The 18,467-nt window shown below is 42.6% G+C and carries 19 protein-coding genes; 11 read left to right on the top strand and 8 right to left on the bottom strand.

The features are described from left to right. The first annotated feature begins 1 nt into the window (after position 1). From AB1A65_RS00570 to AB1A65_RS00550, 5 genes are all read left to right on the top strand, one after another. Positions 2-649 (top strand): NADH:ubiquinone reductase (Na(+)-transporting) subunit D, encoded by a 648-nt coding sequence (locus AB1A65_RS00570; RefSeq protein ID WP_366584560.1) that lies wholly within the window; start codon positions 2-4, stop codon positions 647-649. Between the two features lie 11 nt (positions 650-660). Beyond that, the gene (gene nqrE, locus AB1A65_RS00565) at positions 661-1,404 is read left to right on the top strand and encodes an NADH:ubiquinone reductase (Na(+)-transporting) subunit E (protein WP_366584559.1); all 744 of its coding nucleotides are present in this window, start codon (positions 661-663) and stop codon (positions 1,402-1,404) included. A gap of 2 nt (positions 1,405-1,406) precedes the next feature. After that, positions 1,407-2,717, top strand: coding sequence for an NADH:ubiquinone reductase (Na(+)-transporting) subunit F (gene nqrF, locus AB1A65_RS00560; RefSeq protein WP_366584557.1), 1,311 nt, complete (start codon positions 1,407-1,409; stop codon positions 2,715-2,717). Between the two features lie 89 nt (positions 2,718-2,806). Next, positions 2,807-3,166: a Na(+)-translocating NADH-quinone reductase subunit F gene (locus tag AB1A65_RS00555; RefSeq protein ID WP_366584555.1), complete on the top strand. Its 360-nt coding sequence runs from the start codon at positions 2,807-2,809 to the stop codon at positions 3,164-3,166. Beyond that, the gene (locus AB1A65_RS00550; RefSeq protein WP_366584553.1) at positions 3,166-4,170 is read left to right on the top strand and encodes an FAD:protein FMN transferase; all 1,005 of its coding nucleotides are present in this window, start codon (positions 3,166-3,168) and stop codon (positions 4,168-4,170) included. Before AB1A65_RS00555 ends, AB1A65_RS00550 begins: the two co-directional genes overlap by 1 nt. Positions 4,171-4,243: 73 nt before the next feature. On the opposite strand, the gene AB1A65_RS00545 is transcribed toward AB1A65_RS00550, so the two are convergent. The 3 genes from AB1A65_RS00545 to gpmI form a co-directional block, all read right to left on the bottom strand. Further along, on the bottom strand, positions 4,244-5,008 hold the full coding sequence (locus tag AB1A65_RS00545) for a methyltransferase domain-containing protein (RefSeq protein ID WP_366584552.1): 765 nt from the start codon (positions 5,006-5,008) through the stop codon (positions 4,244-4,246). A gap of 283 nt (positions 5,009-5,291) precedes the next feature. Continuing rightward, positions 5,292-6,110: a type I methionyl aminopeptidase gene (map, locus tag AB1A65_RS00540; RefSeq protein WP_366584550.1), complete on the bottom strand. Its 819-nt coding sequence runs from the start codon at positions 6,108-6,110 to the stop codon at positions 5,292-5,294. A gap of 45 nt (positions 6,111-6,155) precedes the next feature. Further along, positions 6,156-7,673 (bottom strand): 2,3-bisphosphoglycerate-independent phosphoglycerate mutase, encoded by a 1,518-nt coding sequence (gpmI, locus tag AB1A65_RS00535; protein WP_366584548.1) that lies wholly within the window; start codon positions 7,671-7,673, stop codon positions 6,156-6,158. A gap of 206 nt (positions 7,674-7,879) precedes the next feature. On the opposite strand from gpmI, the gene AB1A65_RS00530 reads away from it, so the two are divergent. Then, positions 7,880-8,266: an ankyrin repeat domain-containing protein gene (locus AB1A65_RS00530; protein ID WP_366584546.1), complete on the top strand. Its 387-nt coding sequence runs from the start codon at positions 7,880-7,882 to the stop codon at positions 8,264-8,266. Positions 8,267-8,362: 96 nt separating this feature from the next. On the opposite strand, the gene AB1A65_RS00525 is transcribed toward AB1A65_RS00530, so the two are convergent. The 5 genes from AB1A65_RS00525 to AB1A65_RS00505 all read right to left on the bottom strand — a co-directional run bounded on the left by AB1A65_RS00525 (position 8,363) and on the right by AB1A65_RS00505 (position 13,199). Further along, positions 8,363-8,530 carry a DUF6747 family protein gene (locus AB1A65_RS00525; protein WP_366584544.1) on the bottom strand — a complete coding sequence of 56 codons (168 nt, stop codon included), beginning with the start codon at positions 8,528-8,530 and terminating at the stop codon, positions 8,363-8,365. Between the two features lie 116 nt (positions 8,531-8,646). Then, positions 8,647-9,411 carry a M48 family metalloprotease gene (locus AB1A65_RS00520; protein ID WP_366584542.1) on the bottom strand — a complete coding sequence of 255 codons (765 nt, stop codon included), beginning with the start codon at positions 9,409-9,411 and terminating at the stop codon, positions 8,647-8,649. A 43-nt stretch (positions 9,412-9,454) separates the two neighbouring features. After that, positions 9,455-10,189, bottom strand: a complete 735-nt coding sequence (locus tag AB1A65_RS00515; RefSeq protein ID WP_366584540.1) for a M15 family metallopeptidase — start codon at positions 10,187-10,189, stop codon at positions 9,455-9,457. A gap of 82 nt (positions 10,190-10,271) precedes the next feature. Beyond that, complete coding sequence (locus tag AB1A65_RS00510) at positions 10,272-11,432, bottom strand: gliding motility-associated C-terminal domain-containing protein (protein ID WP_366584538.1); 1,161 nt, start codon at positions 11,430-11,432, stop codon at positions 10,272-10,274. 3 nt (positions 11,433-11,435) lie between these two features. Continuing rightward, positions 11,436-13,199, bottom strand: coding sequence for a hypothetical protein (locus tag AB1A65_RS00505; RefSeq protein ID WP_366584536.1), 1,764 nt, complete (start codon positions 13,197-13,199; stop codon positions 11,436-11,438). A 214-nt stretch (positions 13,200-13,413) separates the two neighbouring features. Between AB1A65_RS00505 and AB1A65_RS00500 the strand changes: the two genes are divergently transcribed. From AB1A65_RS00500 to AB1A65_RS00480, 5 genes are all read left to right on the top strand, one after another. After that, entirely contained in the window at positions 13,414-14,154 is a 741-nt protein-coding gene (locus tag AB1A65_RS00500; protein WP_366584534.1) for a hypothetical protein, read from the top strand. Next, positions 14,151-14,960 (top strand): hypothetical protein, encoded by an 810-nt coding sequence (locus tag AB1A65_RS00495; RefSeq protein ID WP_366584532.1) that lies wholly within the window; start codon positions 14,151-14,153, stop codon positions 14,958-14,960. The genes AB1A65_RS00500 and AB1A65_RS00495 overlap by 4 nt, the downstream gene beginning before the upstream one ends. 246 nt (positions 14,961-15,206) lie before the next feature. After that, positions 15,207-15,725, top strand: a complete 519-nt coding sequence (locus tag AB1A65_RS00490; RefSeq protein ID WP_366584530.1) for a DUF6702 family protein — start codon at positions 15,207-15,209, stop codon at positions 15,723-15,725. A gap of 61 nt (positions 15,726-15,786) precedes the next feature. Next, on the top strand, positions 15,787-18,102 hold the full coding sequence (locus AB1A65_RS00485) for a M1 family metallopeptidase (RefSeq protein WP_366584528.1): 2,316 nt from the start codon (positions 15,787-15,789) through the stop codon (positions 18,100-18,102). A gap of 83 nt (positions 18,103-18,185) precedes the next feature. Next, positions 18,186-18,464 (top strand): twin-arginine translocase TatA/TatE family subunit, encoded by a 279-nt coding sequence (locus tag AB1A65_RS00480; protein WP_366584526.1) that lies wholly within the window; start codon positions 18,186-18,188, stop codon positions 18,462-18,464. Positions 18,465-18,467 lie beyond the last annotated feature (3 nt).

Genomic DNA, 18,467 nt, shown 5'->3' with positions numbered 1-18,467 from the left:
AATGGCGCTACTATCTAAAAAAGATGCAAATCTGATAATGGACCCTTTGGCGGACAATAACCCCATTACTATTCAAGTTCTGGGTATTTGTTCAGCGCTGGCAATCACAGCAGAGCTCAAGGCATCCGTTGTAATGGCCATATCAGTATTATTTGTGATGGGCGTGGGTAACGTGGTTATATCCCTATTGCGAAATCTAATTCCATCAAAAATTAGAATCATTGTTCAATTGGTGGTTGTGGCCACCTTGGTAATCGTAGTGGATCAAGTACTGAAAGCATTCGCCTATGAATTGAGCAAAACGCTTTCTGTATTTGTGGGACTTATTATTACCAACTGTATCATTATGGGACGATTTGAAGCCTTTGCTTTGGGCAACGGACTTTGGAGATCGTTTTTGGATGGTATCGGAAATGCCTTGGGATATGGAGTTATTTTGGTGATTGTTGGATTTTTCAGAGAGCTTCTTGGTTCGGGAACTTTGTTTGGAATGAAAGTACTTGGAGACCCTGTTGCCAAAACCGGACTCTATTCCATAGGTTACGAGAACAATGGATTCATGATTATTCCACCAGCAGCCTTGATAGTTGTGGGAATCATAATTTGGGTACAGCGTTCCAGAAACAGAGCATTGATAGAAGAAGCATAAACTAAGAAGATATGGAGCATTTAGAGCTATTTTTTAAGTCGATTTTTATAGACAACATGGTGTTTTCGGTCTTTTTAGGGATGTGTTCCTATTTGGCCGTATCCAAAAAAGTAACCACAGCCGTTGGTTTGGGAGCTGCCGTAATCTTCGTGTTGGGCGTTACTGTTCCTTTGAACTGGTTGTTGGACCAATATTTGTTGAAGGATGGTGCGTTGGCCTGGTTGGGACCAGAATATGCCGATTATGATTTGGGATTCCTTTCCTTCATCTTATTCATTGCGACCATTGCCACCATGGTACAATTGGTGGAGATTGTGGTGGAGAAGTTCTCTCCGGCACTCTATAACTCATTGGGTATCTTTTTGCCATTGATTGCGGTAAACTGTGCCATTTTGGGTGGGTCCTTATTTATGCAGACTCGTGAAATCCCTAATATAGGATTGGCCTTCAACTACGGAATAAGTTCTGGAATTGGTTGGTTCTTGGCCATTTTGGCAATAGCGGCCATCCGTGAAAAAATTCGCTATTCCAATGTTCCTGCTCCTTTGCGTGGGTTGGGAATCACATTCATCATCACTGGTTTGATGGGAATAGGGTTTCAAAGTTTTGGGGGAATGTTAACGGGTGACAATGATCCGCCAGAAGGAACAGAAACCACTACAGTGAAAGCTGAGAACAAAGAGGAAAAAGAAATCAAAAAGGAGATTGAGGATAAAGAAAAAGCAGTTTCCTATAACGAAGTTATAAACAAATAAAGATGATTTTAGCCGCAAGCACTGGAGGTACCATTCTAATTACCATAGTAGCATTTCTTGTATTGTTGTTATTGTTGGTGGCACTTTTACTGTTCACCAAGGAAAAATTATCCCCATCTGGTCCTGTCACCATTACCATAAATGGTGAAAAGGAAATTGAGGTAGCTTCGGGAAGCTCTTTGCTGTCAACCTTGGGGAATCAAAAGGTTTTCTTACCGTCTGCTTGTGGTGGTGGTGGAACCTGTATCCAGTGTGAATGCCACGTACTTTCAGGAGGTGGGGAAGCACTTCCCACAGAAACCCCTCACTTTTCCAAAAAAGAGTTGAGTGAAGGAGCCCGGTTGGCCTGTCAGGTCAAGGTAAAGCAGGATATGGAAATTACCATTCCAGAAGAAGTTTTCGGTATTAAAAAATGGGATGCCAAAGTAGTGCGTAACTACAATGTAGCTTCGTTCATCAAAGAGTTTGTGGTGGAGATTCCGGAGGATATGAACTACAAGGCCGGTGGGTACATCCAAATTGAGATACCCCCTTGCGAAATAAAATATTCTGACATTGATATTACGGCTCACCCGAAGGAACATGAAACGCCAGATAAGTTTCAGGCCGAGTGGGACAAGTTCAACTTGTGGCCCTTGGTCATGAAGAATCCGGAAACGGTAGAACGTGCCTATTCCATGGCCTCATACCCAGCAGAGGGCCGCGAGATTATGTTGAACGTGCGTATTGCGACCCCACCGTGGGACCGTTCTAAAAATGGATGGATGGATGTAAATCCAGGTATTGCATCATCCTATATTTTTAGTCTTAAAGAAGGTGACCCCGTAACCATTTCAGGTCCGTTTGGCGAATTCTTTATCAACGAGTCTGATGCAGAAATGCTATATGTGGGCGGGGGAGCAGGTATGGCACCCATGCGTTCACACCTATACCATTTGTTCAAGACATTGAAGACCGATAGAAAGGTGACCTACTGGTATGGAGGACGTTCCAAACGTGAGTTGTTCTATATTGAACACTTTAAAGAATTGGAAAGAAACTTCCCCAACTTTAAGTTCTATATGGCGCTTTCAGAACCTTTGGAAGAGGACAATTGGAAGGTTAAAAAAGATATTAATGACGAAGAAGGTGATGGTTTTGTCGGATTTATCCATAACTGTGTTATTGATAACTATTTGAACCATCATGAGACTCCAGAAGATATTGAACTGTATTTCTGTGGTCCACCATTGATGAACAAAGCGGTTCAGAAAATGGGAGAGGACTTTGGTATTCCAGATGAGAATATCAGGTTCGATGATTTTGGAGGATAGGAAAAACCTATTAATGTCACCTCGAGCGCAGTCGAGAGGTAAATGATTATAAAACCAACCGATGCCAACGCATCGGTTTTTTTATCTATATGGGAAGAGAATTAACGGAACAGGAACTACACAACTTGGCCATGAACATTGTAGGCCACGAACTTGAAGCGGATGGTTTTGAGTTTATGGCCATCAACAGCAAGCTGAAGAAAAATCCACAATATGTCTGTCTTAAAGAAAAGGTGCTACATTTTATCGTGGTTCGTAATGTGGAATTTCCACTCAATCCAAGGGAGTACGATGAGGAATTAATGTTGACCGTAAAAGACCATGCCAATAAGTTTGAGGCAAAGACCTATTTTGCCGGGGTTGGACTTTCCAATGCCGCTGACCAAGAGCTTCCATTGTGTTTGAATGAAGAATATATTGTGGATTATCAAGGATTGATTGAAATATAATGTTGAAAAACGTACTTCTTTTTACCGTAGGATTGTTGTTTTTGGGATGCAACTCTCCGCAATGGGTCAAAAATCAAAATACAGGTGGCGCTTTGGGCACTTCGTACTCCATCATTTACATTTCTGATGAAAGCTTGGACTACCAGCAGGAGATTGATTCTGTCTTTCAGGCAGTCAATCAGTCCATGTCCACCTATCTTCCCACATCAGATATATCCAAAATCAACGAGGGAGACTCAACAGTGGTGGTGGATGACATGTTTAAAGAAGTTTTTGATATTTCCACTGAGGTACACCAAGCCTCAAACGGCTATTTTGACCCCACAATTGGCGTTTTGGCCAATGCTTGGGGGTTTGGTCCTGGAGAACAGATTCAGTTGGATAGCCTCAGGGTAGATAGCTTGCTGAGCTATGTAGGATGGAATAAAGTACAGTTGAAAGGCGACAATACCATTACTAAGGCAAATCCTTCCATCCGTTTTGACTTTAATGCTGTAGCCAAGGGCTATGCCATAGACCGTTTAGGGGCACTTTTAGATGACAAGGGTATTGAAAATTATTTGGTGGAAGTAGGAGGCGAGGTTTTGGCTAAGGGAACCAATCTTGTTTCAGGAAAACAATGGACCGTAGGTATTGATGACCCCCAAGTGGAAACAGGCCGTCAATTAAAATTGATTGTTTCTTTGGAAGACAAAGCCATGGCTTCATCCGGGAATTACCGAAAGTTTAGAATTGACCCAGAAACCGGAGAAAAATATGTCCATACCATCAATCCCAAGACAGGCTATACGCAGAATTCATATGTTTTGGCGACCAGTGTTGTGGCCAATACCTGCGCATTGGCAGACGCCTACGCCACCAGTTTTATGGCCATGGATTTAGAAGAATCCAAGAAGGTGTTGGAAAAGCATGATGACCTTGAGGCTTATATCATTTACTTGGATGAAAACGGCAATACCAAAGAGTTCATGACCTCTGGATTTGAAGCTTTTGTAAAGCAATAATAATTGAATAGGTTGTGGCCGTAAAGCTTCTTGACTGCCTATCCGTCCACAGGTGGGCCCATCGAACTAGCAGTTATTTGTGGACAAGAGGAATAATCTCCCCTTTGGCCAAACGGTATTTTTCTACCTCTTCCTTTGGAAGCTTTTTCGTGTAATCCACTTCTTCGACGGTAAAGCCAATACTCCTCAATTTATCAAAATAGTCCCTCCCGTAGATGCGAACATGGTCGTACTGACCAAAAATCCTGGCACGCTCCTTTTTGTCGGTGATGGAGTTATCCTCAAAGGTTTTTTCACGTTTTAAATCCTGAGGAATTTGAAAAATGCCCCATCCACCAGGTTTCATTACCCGATATAGCTCTTGCATGGCTATAGTGTCGTTGGGAATATGTTCCAAAACATGGTTGCAGAGAATCACATCGAAAGCATCGTCTTCAAAAGGTAAATTACAGATATCAGCCTTTACATCGGCCAAGGGAGAGTTTAAATCGGTAGTGGTGTACGTAATGTTTTTCAACCTTTTAAAACGTTTGTAAAAAGCTTGCTCAGGGGCAAAATGAAGGACTTTGTATGGTTTGGTAAAGAAATCCGTTTCATTAACAAGATAGAGCCAAAGCAATCGGTGCCGTTCCAAGGAAAGAGTAGAGGGGGATAGCACATTTTCCCGTGGATTTTCATACCCATACGGTAAAAACTTTCTAAAACTCTTCCCATCAATCGGGTCGGTGAACTTTTTTCCCTTTAGGGAAAAGGCAATCAGTGGCCGAATCCAATAGCTTAGTCTTATGAGTAAGGGTCTTGGGATAAGATTGAGGAAGAACTTAAATATATCTGACACGAATCACACAAATTTTCACAAATGGCTTAAAGTAACACTCTCTTATAAGTAAGTTGATTTTCGCCAAAATTTACAATTAATCGCAATCTCTTCTTTGAGGCTGCCAAGTAGTTCAAAGTAACTACTGTCAATACTTTTTCACAAAAATTATTTTATTGCTGTCAAATCGAGCCTGCGTCTGTTGGCAGACAGGCGCAGTCGAGACCTCCCCTATGGATGTAATTAACTCTCAACTGTATGTCCGTTCCGCAGGCGGGCGTGTCAATATAAAGATTACCGACCACTAAAGCACCAATTTCTTGCTCCGAAACTCCTCCTCCTCATCGCTGGTAATGCCCAAGGCGTCATAAATATATTGGAACGTGGAGAGCAGCTCTGGTTTTCCATCCACTAAAGCAACATCATGTTCAAAATGTGCGCTGGGTTTACCATCTGCGGTGAGAATGGTCCAACCGTCTTTCAACTGCTTAATGCGTCTGGTGCCCATATTGATCATGGGCTCAATGGCCACAACCATGCCATTGACAAATTTTTTACCGCGACCACGTTTTCCATAATTGGGCATTTGGGGATCTTCGTGCAGCTCTTTTCCCAAACCATGTCCCACCAATTCACGAACCACGCCATATCCGTGGTCTTCGGTGTATTTTTGAATGGCATAACCAACATCACCAACGCGGTTTCCCTCCTTAAACTCCCTTATTCCAATGTAAAGTGATTCTTTGGTGACCTTGAGTAACTTCTTGGTCTCATCGGCTACTTCACCTACCTCAAAAGTATAGGCATGATCCCCATGAAAGCCATTTTTTACGGCACCACAATCCACCGAAATGATATCACCATCCTTTAGCGGTTCATTGTTGGGGATACCGTGGACTACCTGTGCGTTAGGACTCCAATTTAAAGTGTTTGGAAAATCATACATACCTAAGAACCCGGGTACAGCTCCCTGCTCCCGAATAAACTCTTCGGCCATTTTATCCAATTTTAAGGGAATGGCACCAGGCTTGATTTCTTTGGCCAAAAGGCCTAAAGTTTTGGAAACTACTAGCGCACTTTCGCGCATCAATTCAATTTCCTCTGCTGTCTTAACGTGAATCATAGCCGCAAAGATAAATTGAATCTATGGATTATGGCGAATTTTGCCCTAAACCAATGGTTTTTGGGTCATAAGTTCGGGTTGGGAAATGCCTATCATTTTTAAGATAGTAGGAGCAATATCCCCTAAAACCCCATCTTTGATTTCTTTTATATCCTTGTCCACAAGAATCAAGGGAACTGGATTGGTGGTATGCGCTGTATTTGGGCTTCCATCTGGATTGATCATGGTATCACAATTCCCGTGGTCGGCAATTACGATAGTGGAATAGTTATTTTCCAATCCCGCTGTAATAACATCCTTGGCGCATTCATCCACTGTTTCGCAAGCCTTAATGGCTGCTTCCATAACTCCTGTGTGTCCCACCATATCTGGGTTGGCAAAGTTGAGGCATACAAAATCAGCCTCACCCTTCTTCAGTTCGGGAATGATGGCATCTCTAATATCATAGGCGCTCATTTCGGGTTGAAGGTCGTATGTAGCCACTTTTGGCGATGGGCATAGGATTCGTTGTTCACCTTCAAAAGGTTCTTCCCTTCCTCCGTTGAAGAAAAATGTCACGTGGGGATATTTTTCCGTCTCTGCAATACGAATTTGTTTTTTGTTGTTTTTGGCCAATACTTCACCCAAGGTGTCCTTGATATTCTCCTTGTCATAGACCACTTTAATGCCTTTGAAGGAATCATCGTAGTTGGTCATGGTGACGTAATATAGGTCCATTTTGTGCATGTTCTGCTCATGGAAATCCTGTTGGCTCAAGGCTTGGGTCAATTCACGACCACGATCGGTCCTAAAGTTGAAAAAGATTACAACATCGCCCTCAACAATTTTTGTCAAGGGTTGATTGTTGGCATCGGTTAAAACCAAAGGTTTTATAAATTCATCGGTAATGCCATCATCATAACTTTTTTGCATGGCATCACTTATGTTGCGTATTTTTTCGCCTTCCGTGTTCACCATTACATCATACGCCAATTTTACCCGCTCCCAGCGCTTGTCACGGTCCATGGCATAATATCTTCCAATTACCGTGGCCAACTTGGTGTTTTTATCAGAGCAAAAATGGGTGAGGTCAATCAAGAAACCTTTTCCACTTTTTGGATCAACATCACGTCCATCCGTAAAAGCATGGACAAAGGATTTTTGCACCCCATAGTCATCTGCTGCTTTAATTAGGGCTTTTAAGTGGTCCATATGGCTATGCACGCCCCCATCGCTCACCAAACCTAGAAAATGAACGGCCTTGTCATTGCTCTTGGCATACGCAAAGGCATCTTTCAACACGTTTTCATCCTTTAGGGTATCCTCTTTGACCGCTTTATTGATTTTGGCCAGATCTTGATATACAATTCTACCGGCACCAAGGTTCATGTGGCCCACTTCGCTATTTCCCATTTGTCCCTCTGGAAGACCAACATGCATACCATCGGTAAGAAGGTTGGCATTGGGATATTGGGTGTACAGTGAATCAACAAAGGGTGTATTGGCCTGCGCAATGGCCGAAACTTTTGGGTCTGGCGATTTTCCCCAGCCGTCCAAAATCATTAGGATTACTTTTTTATTCATGATGCAAAATTGTGCTTCAAAAATAGAACGATTTGACTGGATGCCCTAGCTTTTAGGGAGTTTTATGGTTGCGGATTTAATAATTTTAGGGAGCCTTTAATGAAGCATTGTTAAAGTTTAGTTATTTAACTGTTAATGCTGTAACATAAGGCCTGTGCAGAAGTCTATTTTTGTAACAGTTTAATCTATAAACAAAATTATTCATCATGAAAAAAACAATCCTAACAGTAGCTGCATTTTGCATGCTAGCAACGACCGGCATTTCTGCCAATGAACCTGTATCAGATGTTAATCTGAATGTTTCCGCCCTACCCGTTGAGGTCAATCCGTTTTGCAAGGCCATTATTCAAGGCGATGTGGAAACGGTTAAAAAACTCATTGAATTGGGCGAAGATGTCAACGAAAAATCCCTTGGGATGGCACCCGTGCATTTTGCCGCTCGTTACAACCAAGCCGAAATCTTGAAAATGCTCATTGAAAACGGAGCCAATTTTAAAAGACGTTCCGATCAAGGATATACTGCTAAAAAATATGCCGAAATATCCAATGCAACTGAAGCATTGGCCGTTTTGGAAAATGCTATGAAAAAATAAAAGGAGTTTATTCATTCAAAGCAAAAAGCCCATCCAATTGGATGGGCTTTTTTTCTCATTTACTTATAGTGTCCTGTAAAAGAGTATTTTAAAGGCTTAGAATTCAAAGCCCGTGAAAGCTCTATATAAAAACGCATATACCGCCATAATCAACATGACGCCACAAAATACGGAATACCCTTTTAAAAAAAGTACAATAAAGCTCGGTTTACAATCGTCAAATGCCTCTAAATAGAGGTTTTTAAAGTGTAGTAGTGTTCCCATGTGTTCTCATTTATGTTAAGCACAAATGGGAGAAGTAAACGGTTGTAGGATTTGGGGTTGTCTCAAAGGTAAGCAAATCTTGTCAAAACCCTTGTTTTATCGATAAAGTACAAATTCTATCGACCTGAATATTTTTTGATGGCCTCCTTTATTTTTTCAATTCGATTTTCTGGGTCTGGATGGGTACTCTGAAATTCCGGCACCCGATTTGGACCAGCCGCGGATTTTAGTATTTCCATTACATTTATCATTTCGTAGGGGTCATATCCGGATTGGATCATAAATTGCACACCCAATTCATCACTTTCCAATTCATCGCCCCGACCATTTTTTAATAGGGTGTTTTGACCGATGCCAGCCACTACACTTCCCATATCACCTCCCACCGATGCACCTGTGGCCAATGTCTGCCAGAAACTGCTTTCTGCAATCCGTTCGGCGGAGTGCCTGCCGATCACATGGGCAATTTCGTGCCCCAATACCCCGGCCAATTGGGCTTCGTTCAGTTGTGAGAACAGGGCATAGGTAATAAAGCATTGTCCACCGGGTAGGGCAAAGGCATTAATGGTTTGGTCATCCGCCAAAAGATGAAAATCATATTGATAAGGTGTTTCCCGGGCAATACTGTTGTTGACCAGTTTTTTGCCCACAGCATCGACCAGCGACTGCATGCGTTCATCGGGATAAAGGCCACCATGTTGCTGCGCCATTTCTGGGGCGCTCTGCAGCCCAATGGCAATCTCCTGTTCCGCGGTCATATCAATATTTTGGATTCTTCCGGTATAGGGGTTCTCTTCTTGATTGTTGCAACGACGAATAAAGGCGAAAGCTACAATGGCCAGTCCAATAAGGATACGGATTCTCCAACTTCCTCTTCTCATAATGGTAGTGTTCCAGACAATTGAAGATACGAAAAAAAAACCGCTACAACAACGCTGGATTTATATCCAGAATATTGTCCTGAACGTAGGTCTTAACAAAGCCTGTTGTAAAATGTTCAGAACCCAAAAAATCCTCTTTTTGCAATAAGCGCAGAACGTTAAGTCTTCGGTAGGCCGTTAACATGGCAATGGAAAGCGGGGCATAGCTGTAGTGCCAGGGTTCATATTTAAATCCTCTTCGTTTGGGTTCATTGGTGTAGACCAAATAGAAACCGAATTTCTCTGAATTTTCGTCGAGCCAAAGCTTGAAGTTTTCAAAGGGGCCACCTTTTTCAAATTTTTCGGGTACTAGAACATCGCCGGAAACTTTAGGGTTACCATCAATAATATCAATATCGGTGCCCCAATGGTGCCTACTGGTTCCGGGAATGGTGGAATATTCAATGATTTTGTCAATGGCAGGTAAGGGTTCCATGCCCTCATCTTCAGTAAAGCGCAAGAATTTTCGTTCCCAAATACTCGCTTGATGGTAAAAATCCCTATAACTGGACACCATTTTAATATCAAAACCATCTGAATAGGCCGCTTTTTTCATAGCCACAAAAGATTCATACGCCTCTTTTCTAAGGTTGATGCCCTCGCCGAAAAGATCTATCACGGCCTTGCCTATCAATTCGTCTGTGGAGTAATCAGGGTCGTTAAAATTTGAAAAAACAGGGGGAATGGCGCAGGCTAAGCTAGAAACAGAGGTGGTTTTTATGAAAGTCCTTCTCTTCATGGAAATGATTTTCGTGCCAAGTTAAGAAGTATTTTTCAGTCCGTTGCCATATTGGTTTTCATGGGAACGATGGGTATGGCCATTATCGGTCCAAGAAGAGAAAACCAGTGTATTCCAGACCTAGATCATTTAAGGTGGCAAGGTAATAATACACGCCTTCCGGTAGACCCATTTCTTGGTTAAGGTACAGACTGCCCGCATTGGCCACTCCATAAAATTCATTCACGTAATTGACTTTTTCAAAGACTTTTTGTCCAAGTCTATTGTAAATGATCAAGCTGTTGTTGGGAGATTCTTCCATGCCGTCAATCACCAAAAAGTCGTTGGTGCCGTCGCCATTTGGACTTAAAAAATAGTTCCCCAAAGTTGGGTTGTTCACCACAAAAGTATCCGTTGGTAATGGAATGGTACCAAAGGTAATGGCGGCATACTCACTGGGCACAAACGTTTTGGAGGTTACAAAACCTTCCCGAATGTTGCCACTTAGACTAGAATTGCCAATCACTATCCATTTGCTTGAAACTTTACTCCATCCCACAACAATAATAGACTCTAAAGTGACATTAGGAATGAATTCCAGGCCACTGCGTGAGTTCCAGCCAATAGTCACTTGCGCGGGAACATCACTTTGAACGATCCAAAACTCCCTGTCGCTGACTGTTCCAATATCACGTACCTTTTCATCAACATCAAAACCTTCAGAAATTGATTCAGGATTAGAGGTGTTCTCAAAAAAATAGGCACAGACGGCCAAGGGTGTCGTGCCTTCAGAATCCAAAGACAAGGGCCGTAGTTGATAGGGGTCGCCAACAGGGAAAAAGAAAAAGTCTCGATTGTTAATGGCGGCAAACCCACTTACTTTGGCAAGGTTATTTTCTCCTGAAAAAAAGCCCTGATCCATAAAGTTTAGATAAACCGATTGGTCATCAGTGGTGGTTAAAATGTTGCCATCAATAAAATTGAGGTTGTTCCGTACGTTTACTGTGGTACGCAAAAGCATATTATTTGGTGCCATAAGCTCGGCATCCCAAAGCGTAGGGGGAATGTTTCCCCAAACTTGTACCACGTTGCCTCCATAAAACCCGACCAGACCTTGGGTTTGATCAAAAGCGGAATCGTTGATGAAATTGGTATGGAACCCCAGATTACCGTGTACCTGCATATTGCCGCTGTGGTATAGCCCAACTTGGGCCTGTAAACTTAGACCAAGCGCAAAAATGGATATGTAGAGGAGGGTTTTCAAGTCTTAAAAGTCAGTTACGGTGAAATACCATTGGGCATCTATTGGTGCTCCGACAGTATCTGAAATTTGGACTGTGAAATCATTTGTTGTTGGAGCACCTGTAACTTCAATGGTAACATCTGGCCCAGCATTTAGTAAGGTAAGTTGTACAATGTAATCCGGATCTAAACGTGCTACGTCAAAAGTTACGGTATAGTTTCCTGCACTGTTTCGTACAACTGATGCTCCATTCGCATTCTCTGCAGTGGCTGTTACATCAACCTTTCCCATAGCAACTACTGCAGGAGCCTGCCATGTCACAGCTCCACCTACGGTGGTTAGGATATCACCATTTGTTGCAGAGGGAGCAACTTTGATGGGGGTCACATTCGCATCGGCAATATCATTGGTTTGAACTTGGCCATCTTCAATTTTAGCGGAGTTGACAGCATTATTGGCAAGCTCTGCTGTATCAATTCCAAGCAAGTTAACGTCCAATGTATAAGGGTCTGCCAACGTCCCTGTTCCTGATCTTAATAAGGTTCCGTCGGTAGCGTTAGTAATCTCGTTTCCAATAATTCCATCGGCCTCGGTTACGGTCAATGTTGATGGGTCTACCAAAACCCAATCGGTACCGTTCCATTGCATGAGTTCGCCTGCCGTGGTTCCATTTGCGATCTTGGCAAGGGTCACTGCATCATTTGCGATTTCGTTGTCTGAGATTCCATTGGGGCTAACTCCGAGAGTGTAAGGGTCTGCCAAGCTTCCTGCTCCGGACCTTGTCAAGGTTCCGTCGGTGGCGTTGGTCACCTCGTTGCCGACAATCCCATCGGCCTCGGTTACGGTCAATGTTGATGGGTCGACCAAAACCCAGTCGGTCCCGTTCCATTGCATGAGTTCGCCAGCCGCGGTTCCATCAACAATCTTGGCAAGGGTTACGGCACCGTTTATTATTTCAAGTGATCCAACAGCATCCGTAGCCATCTTAGCATTTGTAATGATATCATCATCCAAATCAAGAGTAGCAATGGTGCCATCCAAAATTTTATCTGAGGTGACAGCATCTGTAGCCAACTCATCAGTATTAATTCCGCCATCCACAACATCAAGTGTCCAAGGGTCCACATCTGTGCCTCCGCCATTTCGCTGCAAAGAACCTCCAGCGGTAGCATCGGTCACCTCATTTCCAATTACACCGTCAATCTCGGTAATCGTAATATCGGCCTCCGAAATAAGCACCCATTCGGTACCATTCCATTGTATGAGTTGGCCTGCAATGGTTCCATCTTCCAACTTTGGCAAAGAAACGGCCCCATCTTGCAATTGTGGTTGGCCTATTATTCCTAATGTCAAGTTATTTCTGAATATGGAAAAGTTTCTGATATTCTCACCTGTAATTTTATCTACCTCAAAATTGTAGTTGATTCCGTCTGGAGTTTCCGTTTGGGTCACCACTACGGTGCTGTCCCTAGAAGCAATATTAAAAACGGCCTCAGTACTAACGGTAAATGAATTGTCCAATTCCTCGCATATATTGATCCACTCCGTACCATTGAAATAATGGATACATTCAGCGTCCGTGTTGTAGACCATGGCACCCCGCAATGGGTTAATGGTACTCATTTGAGCATCGGTGACCCGGGTTATTACAAGTACCCGATTATTACTTTGTAGTTCCAAAACGGAAGCTGGGTGTATGCTTTGTGGATTATCACCAATCTTTACCTGGGCTTGCAGGGAAGTGATCGCCAGTAGGGCAGCGATCAAAAAAACAATTTGCTTTTTCACAGTGTTTGATATTTGAGGTTTCCAAACGGAATCCACAAAACTAATCTTATGATCCGATTATTCTTAGAAATCCCGACCAAATACGAAGTTCACAGGTGAACGGATACCTCTTTTTTCCATCATGGCCGTTGGAGAATTAACAAAAGTTTAGAACAGCTTTACTTTTTTATATGACCTTCAAAGGTTTTCTTTAACTTGGGCTAAATGCTTTCTTATGAAAAATACACTTCTGATTTTGTTTTCGTTGTTCTTTTCAACCTTGGCCATGGCACAGGAAGACCGGCAATTGTTGCGCGGTAAGGTGCTGTACAGGAATACCAATGTACCCAACGAGAACGTGATCAACTCCACCTCTGCCCAGGCCACCATTACCAATGATGAAGGGGAATTTGCCATTATGGTAAAAGTGGGTGACCAATTGGTGTTTACGGCACTCACCTACCAGTTGGAGATAGTGACCATTACAGAGGAAATATTGGCGAACAACCGTTTGGTGGTTGAGGTAAATGAAAAGGTGCAAGAGTTGGATGAGGTCGTTGTGACCCCAGAAAACCAAGAGCGGTTTTTGCAGGTGAAGAACGAAGATTTTAAACAGTTCGACTACGAGATTGACAGGAGTACAGAAGTGGAAAACATTGCAGAATCCAGAACGGTTCGGGGCATGCGTGACGGTCTGAATTTTGTGAACATTTTTAAGGCACTTTTCAAGTCGCAGGAGGCCGATGGACAACAACGCGCTCCCCTAAAGGTGAGTGAGGTGCTCCGGCATGTGTATGACGATGAGTTTTTTGTGGTCGATTTAAGGTTACCACAAAACAAAATAGATGCATTCCTACTTTACTGCGATGATAAGATTCCTTCCCAGACCTTGCTGCGAAAGGAAAACGAATTTCAACTGATTGATTTTTTGGTCACACAGAGCAAGGCCTTTTTGACGGAGTTGAATGAAGAATGAAAAAGCTTCTTTTTCCATTACTGTGTTTATGGGTCTTATCAACCACTGCCCAAGATGGCATCACCAAAGAATTACGGGGTAAGGTTACCAGTGCCACTGAAGATGTGGTGGGTGTTGTGGTTCAGAATATTGCCTCGGAACAAGCGGTGATCACTGATATTGATGGAAATTTTATCATTCGGGCGCAACTGAACGATACGTTGGTGTTTTCTGCTGTTCACTTCAAAAGAAAGGTACTGCCCATTAGCGAAACCTTGTTCAATTCCAGTTTTATTACTGTTCCCATGGAGGAGTTTGTAAACGAATTGCGAGAAGTGGTGGTAAGTCCCTACAACCTTTCAGGGGTTTTGGACAAGGATTTGGAAAAACTCCCCCCTCCAAGAATTGTGGATGCTGAAGCCTTGGGACTTCCCAATGCCAATGCCAAGGACTATACCCAAAGTGAACGATTGCTTAAGGAAGCCTCTGCCATGAGCATTAAAGGTGGTGGTGGTCTGGGTGGTGCCGGTGGCGCAGTGTCCCTAAACCCAATCATCAATGCCATTACCGGTCGCACTAAAATGTTGAAGAACCGAGTGAAAGTGGACAATACCTACGCCCGGACGCAACGTGTGCAGGATTTTTATGTGGATTCGCTTTTTGTGACCACTTTAAAGATTCCTATGGAAAAAATAGAGGATTTTATGTACTTCTGTGAAGTGGATGAGGCATTTCAGACCACGGTGGACACACAAGATAAATTAAAAATATGGGATTTTATGGTGGAAAAAAGTCGTGTTTACCGCCAGAACAATAATTTGGATTGAAATTTTAAGGAGCCAGGAAACAAGAGACAAGTTCAAGAGTCAAGAGTCAAGAGTCAAGAGTCAAGGGTCAAGTTCAAGGTTTCAATAACCTAAAAACCGAATAACCAATAACTGGTACGTCTTATATCTGGTTTCTTTTTTTAATGTATCGTCTCTGGTCCAAGAAAGTATATTTTGGCAAGTCTTTTGCACAAAAATCCCATGAAATCCTGTAACATTGCCCCAATATAGGAGTCTAAAACTTATATGATGAAATTGAAAACAGCAAGGAACCTGCTATTGTCACTCGCAGTCATACTTTTTTTGTCTTTCACATCGGCCCATAAATTCTATGTCAGCGTTACCAATATGGTTTATGCAGAGGAAGATGATGCTTTTCAGATTACCAGTCGCATTTTTATTGATGACCTTGATGACGTTTTGGAAGAACGGTACGGCATAAAAGCGAAGTTGGCTACCAAGAACGAGGCCAAAGTTGCGGATGAGTACATAGAAAAGTACTTTAGGGCCAAATTTTCAGTGGAACTCAATGGCGAAACTGCACCATACACCTTTTTGGGAAAACGCTATGATAATGACGTGGTCATCTGCTATTTGGAAATTCCAAAAGTTGGTTTTTCAAACCTGGAATCCATGGCAGTCCAAAATGAAATCCTCACCGATTTGTTTGAAGAGCAGAAGAATTTGGTTCACCTTAAATGGAAAGGCCACAAGAAGAGTTTTGTGCTCATCAAGGAAAATAATAAAGGAATGTTAAACTTGTAACGTATTGTTAACAGTTGGTTAAAAAAAGCTATTTTTCAACGTTTAAAAATCAAATAGAAAAATGAACAGAGTTAAGTATTGTATTGCTTCCGCGCTATTTCTTTTTGGAGCTGCGTTGATGGCCCAGGAAGAAGGAGATGCTAAACCGGAACGGGAGCCGGGTCACTACAACCAAAGTAGGTTTAAACAGTTGTATGAAGAATTTTCAACACCGAACACCTATCGTTCCGCTTCTGGTGCGCCAGGTCCGGATTACTACCAACAACAAGCAGATTATAATATCAGTGTGGAGTTGGATGATAAGAATGCCAGAATTCACGGTGAAGAAACCATTACCTACTACAACAATTCACCGGATAATTTGGAGTTTCTTTGGGTGCAATTGGACCAAAATGTCCGAGCCAAGGATTCCAAATCCCCACTGCGTGATGGTAATGGGGTAAATATTGCCTATACCGCAGGCAACTTTGCCGAAACGTACATGAGCGAACCTTTTGATGGTGGTTTTAATATTGAATGGGTAAAAGATGCCAGTGGAAAGCCCTTGTCGCACACCATCAATCAGACCATGATGCGGGTGAACATTCCAGAGCCGCTTAAGAGTGGTGAAAAAGTTTCTTTCTCTATAAAATGGTGGTACAATGTGCCAGATCATACCGTTAATAGAGCCCGGTCTGGATATGAATATTTCCCTAAGGATGGAAACCGAGCCTATGTTATTGCCCAGTTCTTTCCTAGAATGGCTGTTTACAGCGATGTGGAAGGATGGCAAAACCATCAGTTTTGGGGCAGTGGAGAATTTGCACTCCCTTTTGGAAACTATGATGTGAGCATAACCGTACCGGCAGACCATATTTTGGATGCTACGGGAGAGCTTCAGAACAGAGATGAAGTCTTTACCAAAGAGATGATGAAGCGCTATAAGGATGCCAAAAAGTCTTATGACAAACCCGTAATCATTGTTACCCAAGAAGAAGCGGAAGCTGCTGAAAAGGGCTTCTCAACCGATAAGAAAACTTGGAAATTCAAGGCGACCAATGTAAGGGACTATGCCTTTGCGTCTTCCCGTAAGTTTATTTGGGATATGCAGGCGGTTAATATTGATGGTAAGGATATCATGGCGGTTTCTCTTTATCCCAAAGAAGGAAACCCACTTTGGGAAGAGCAGTCAACCAAAGCCGTGGTGCAGACCTTAAAGACGTATTCCAAGCATACTTTTACCTATCCCTATCATAAAGCAATTTCGGTACATGCCAAGAACCAAGGGATGGAATATCCCATGATTTGCTGGAATTATGGTAGACCTAATGAAGACGGTACGTATTCCGATCAAGTAAAATATGGAATGATCAGCGTGATTATCCACGAAGTTGGTCATAATTTCTTCCCGATGATCGTGAATTCTGATGAGCGTCAATGGGGATGGATGGATGAAGGTCTGGATACCTTCATGCAATATTTGACCGAGCAGGAATTTGGTAAGAACTTTCCAGAGGTCATTGCACCCAATGAAAACTATCCGTCCCGAAGAGGAAACCCAGCAGACATTGTACCTTATATGGCAGGGGATCAAAGTTATATTGCCCCAATCATGTCAAACCCAGAAAATGTTTATCAGTTAGGGCCCAACGCTTATGGTAAACCTGCCACTGCGTTGAACATACTAAGGGAAACTGTAATGGGGAAGGAATTGTTCGATCATGCCTTTAAAACCTATGCACAACGTTGGATGTTCAAGCACCCGACCCCAGAGGACTTTTTCCGTACCATGGAAGATGCTTCTGCCGTGGACTTGGATTGGTTCTGGAGAAGTTGGTTCTACACTACCGATTATGTTGATATTGGGGTGAAAGGCGTTAAAAAATACTACGTGAGCAGCAAGCCCACCAAACAAATGGAAAAGTACATGGCCGATAGAAATATCACAGAGGCCGATTTGCCACCATTGGTGTACTTGGCAGAGGAAGATAGTGAAGATTACATGCCCGAGCTTAAAGGGAAATCTCCAACCGAGTCTTCCCAAAACCTTAAGGAGTTTATGATGGATAACATGACTGAAGCCGAAAGGGCGCAGGTTAAAGAGCCTAAATATTTCTACGAAATAACATTTGATAAGCCGGGAGGAATTCCCATGCCGTTGATTGTGGAATATACCTATGCAGATGGCACCAAGGAGAACGTTACTTATCCACCAGAAATTTGGAGAAAGAACGACGCCGAGGTAAAACGCGTGGTTTCATCCCAAAAAGAGTTGGTGGGTATTGTGGTAGATCCAAAGTTGGAAACTGCTGATATTGACACCAGCAATAATGCTTGGCCCCAAAAAGATGAGAAATCAGACTTTGATAAATTCAAGGATAGCATCAAAGGAAAATAAGGGCAACAAAATAACAGTAAAAGGCCTCGTGATTTCACGGGGCTTTTTTTATTTTCCTACCAACTTCTGATTATATTTGTTGTATGTATTTTCTATTCATAAGCGGCGCAGAGATTTTTTTCATCCTATTTATAGTGGTGATGGTTTTTGGTGCCGATAAGATTCCTGGGATTGCTAAAGGACTTGGCAAGGGAATGCGCCAACTTAGGGATGCCACGGACGACATTAAGCGCGAGATTCAAAAAAGTGCCGATAAACAAGGTATTGATACCGACTTTACCAAGGACATCCGGAAAGAGATTGATGACGTTAAGAAAAATGTTGACGAAGTTACAGGCTCAGTAAAACGAAATCTCAAATAATCC

It is taken from the genome of Allomuricauda sp. ANG21, assembly GCF_040705235.1.
Classification (GTDB): domain Bacteria; phylum Bacteroidota; class Bacteroidia; order Flavobacteriales; family Flavobacteriaceae; genus Flagellimonas; species Flagellimonas marina.
The sequence above is the reverse complement of the archived record's forward strand: the minus strand, read 5'-3'. Positions and strand labels throughout refer to the sequence as shown.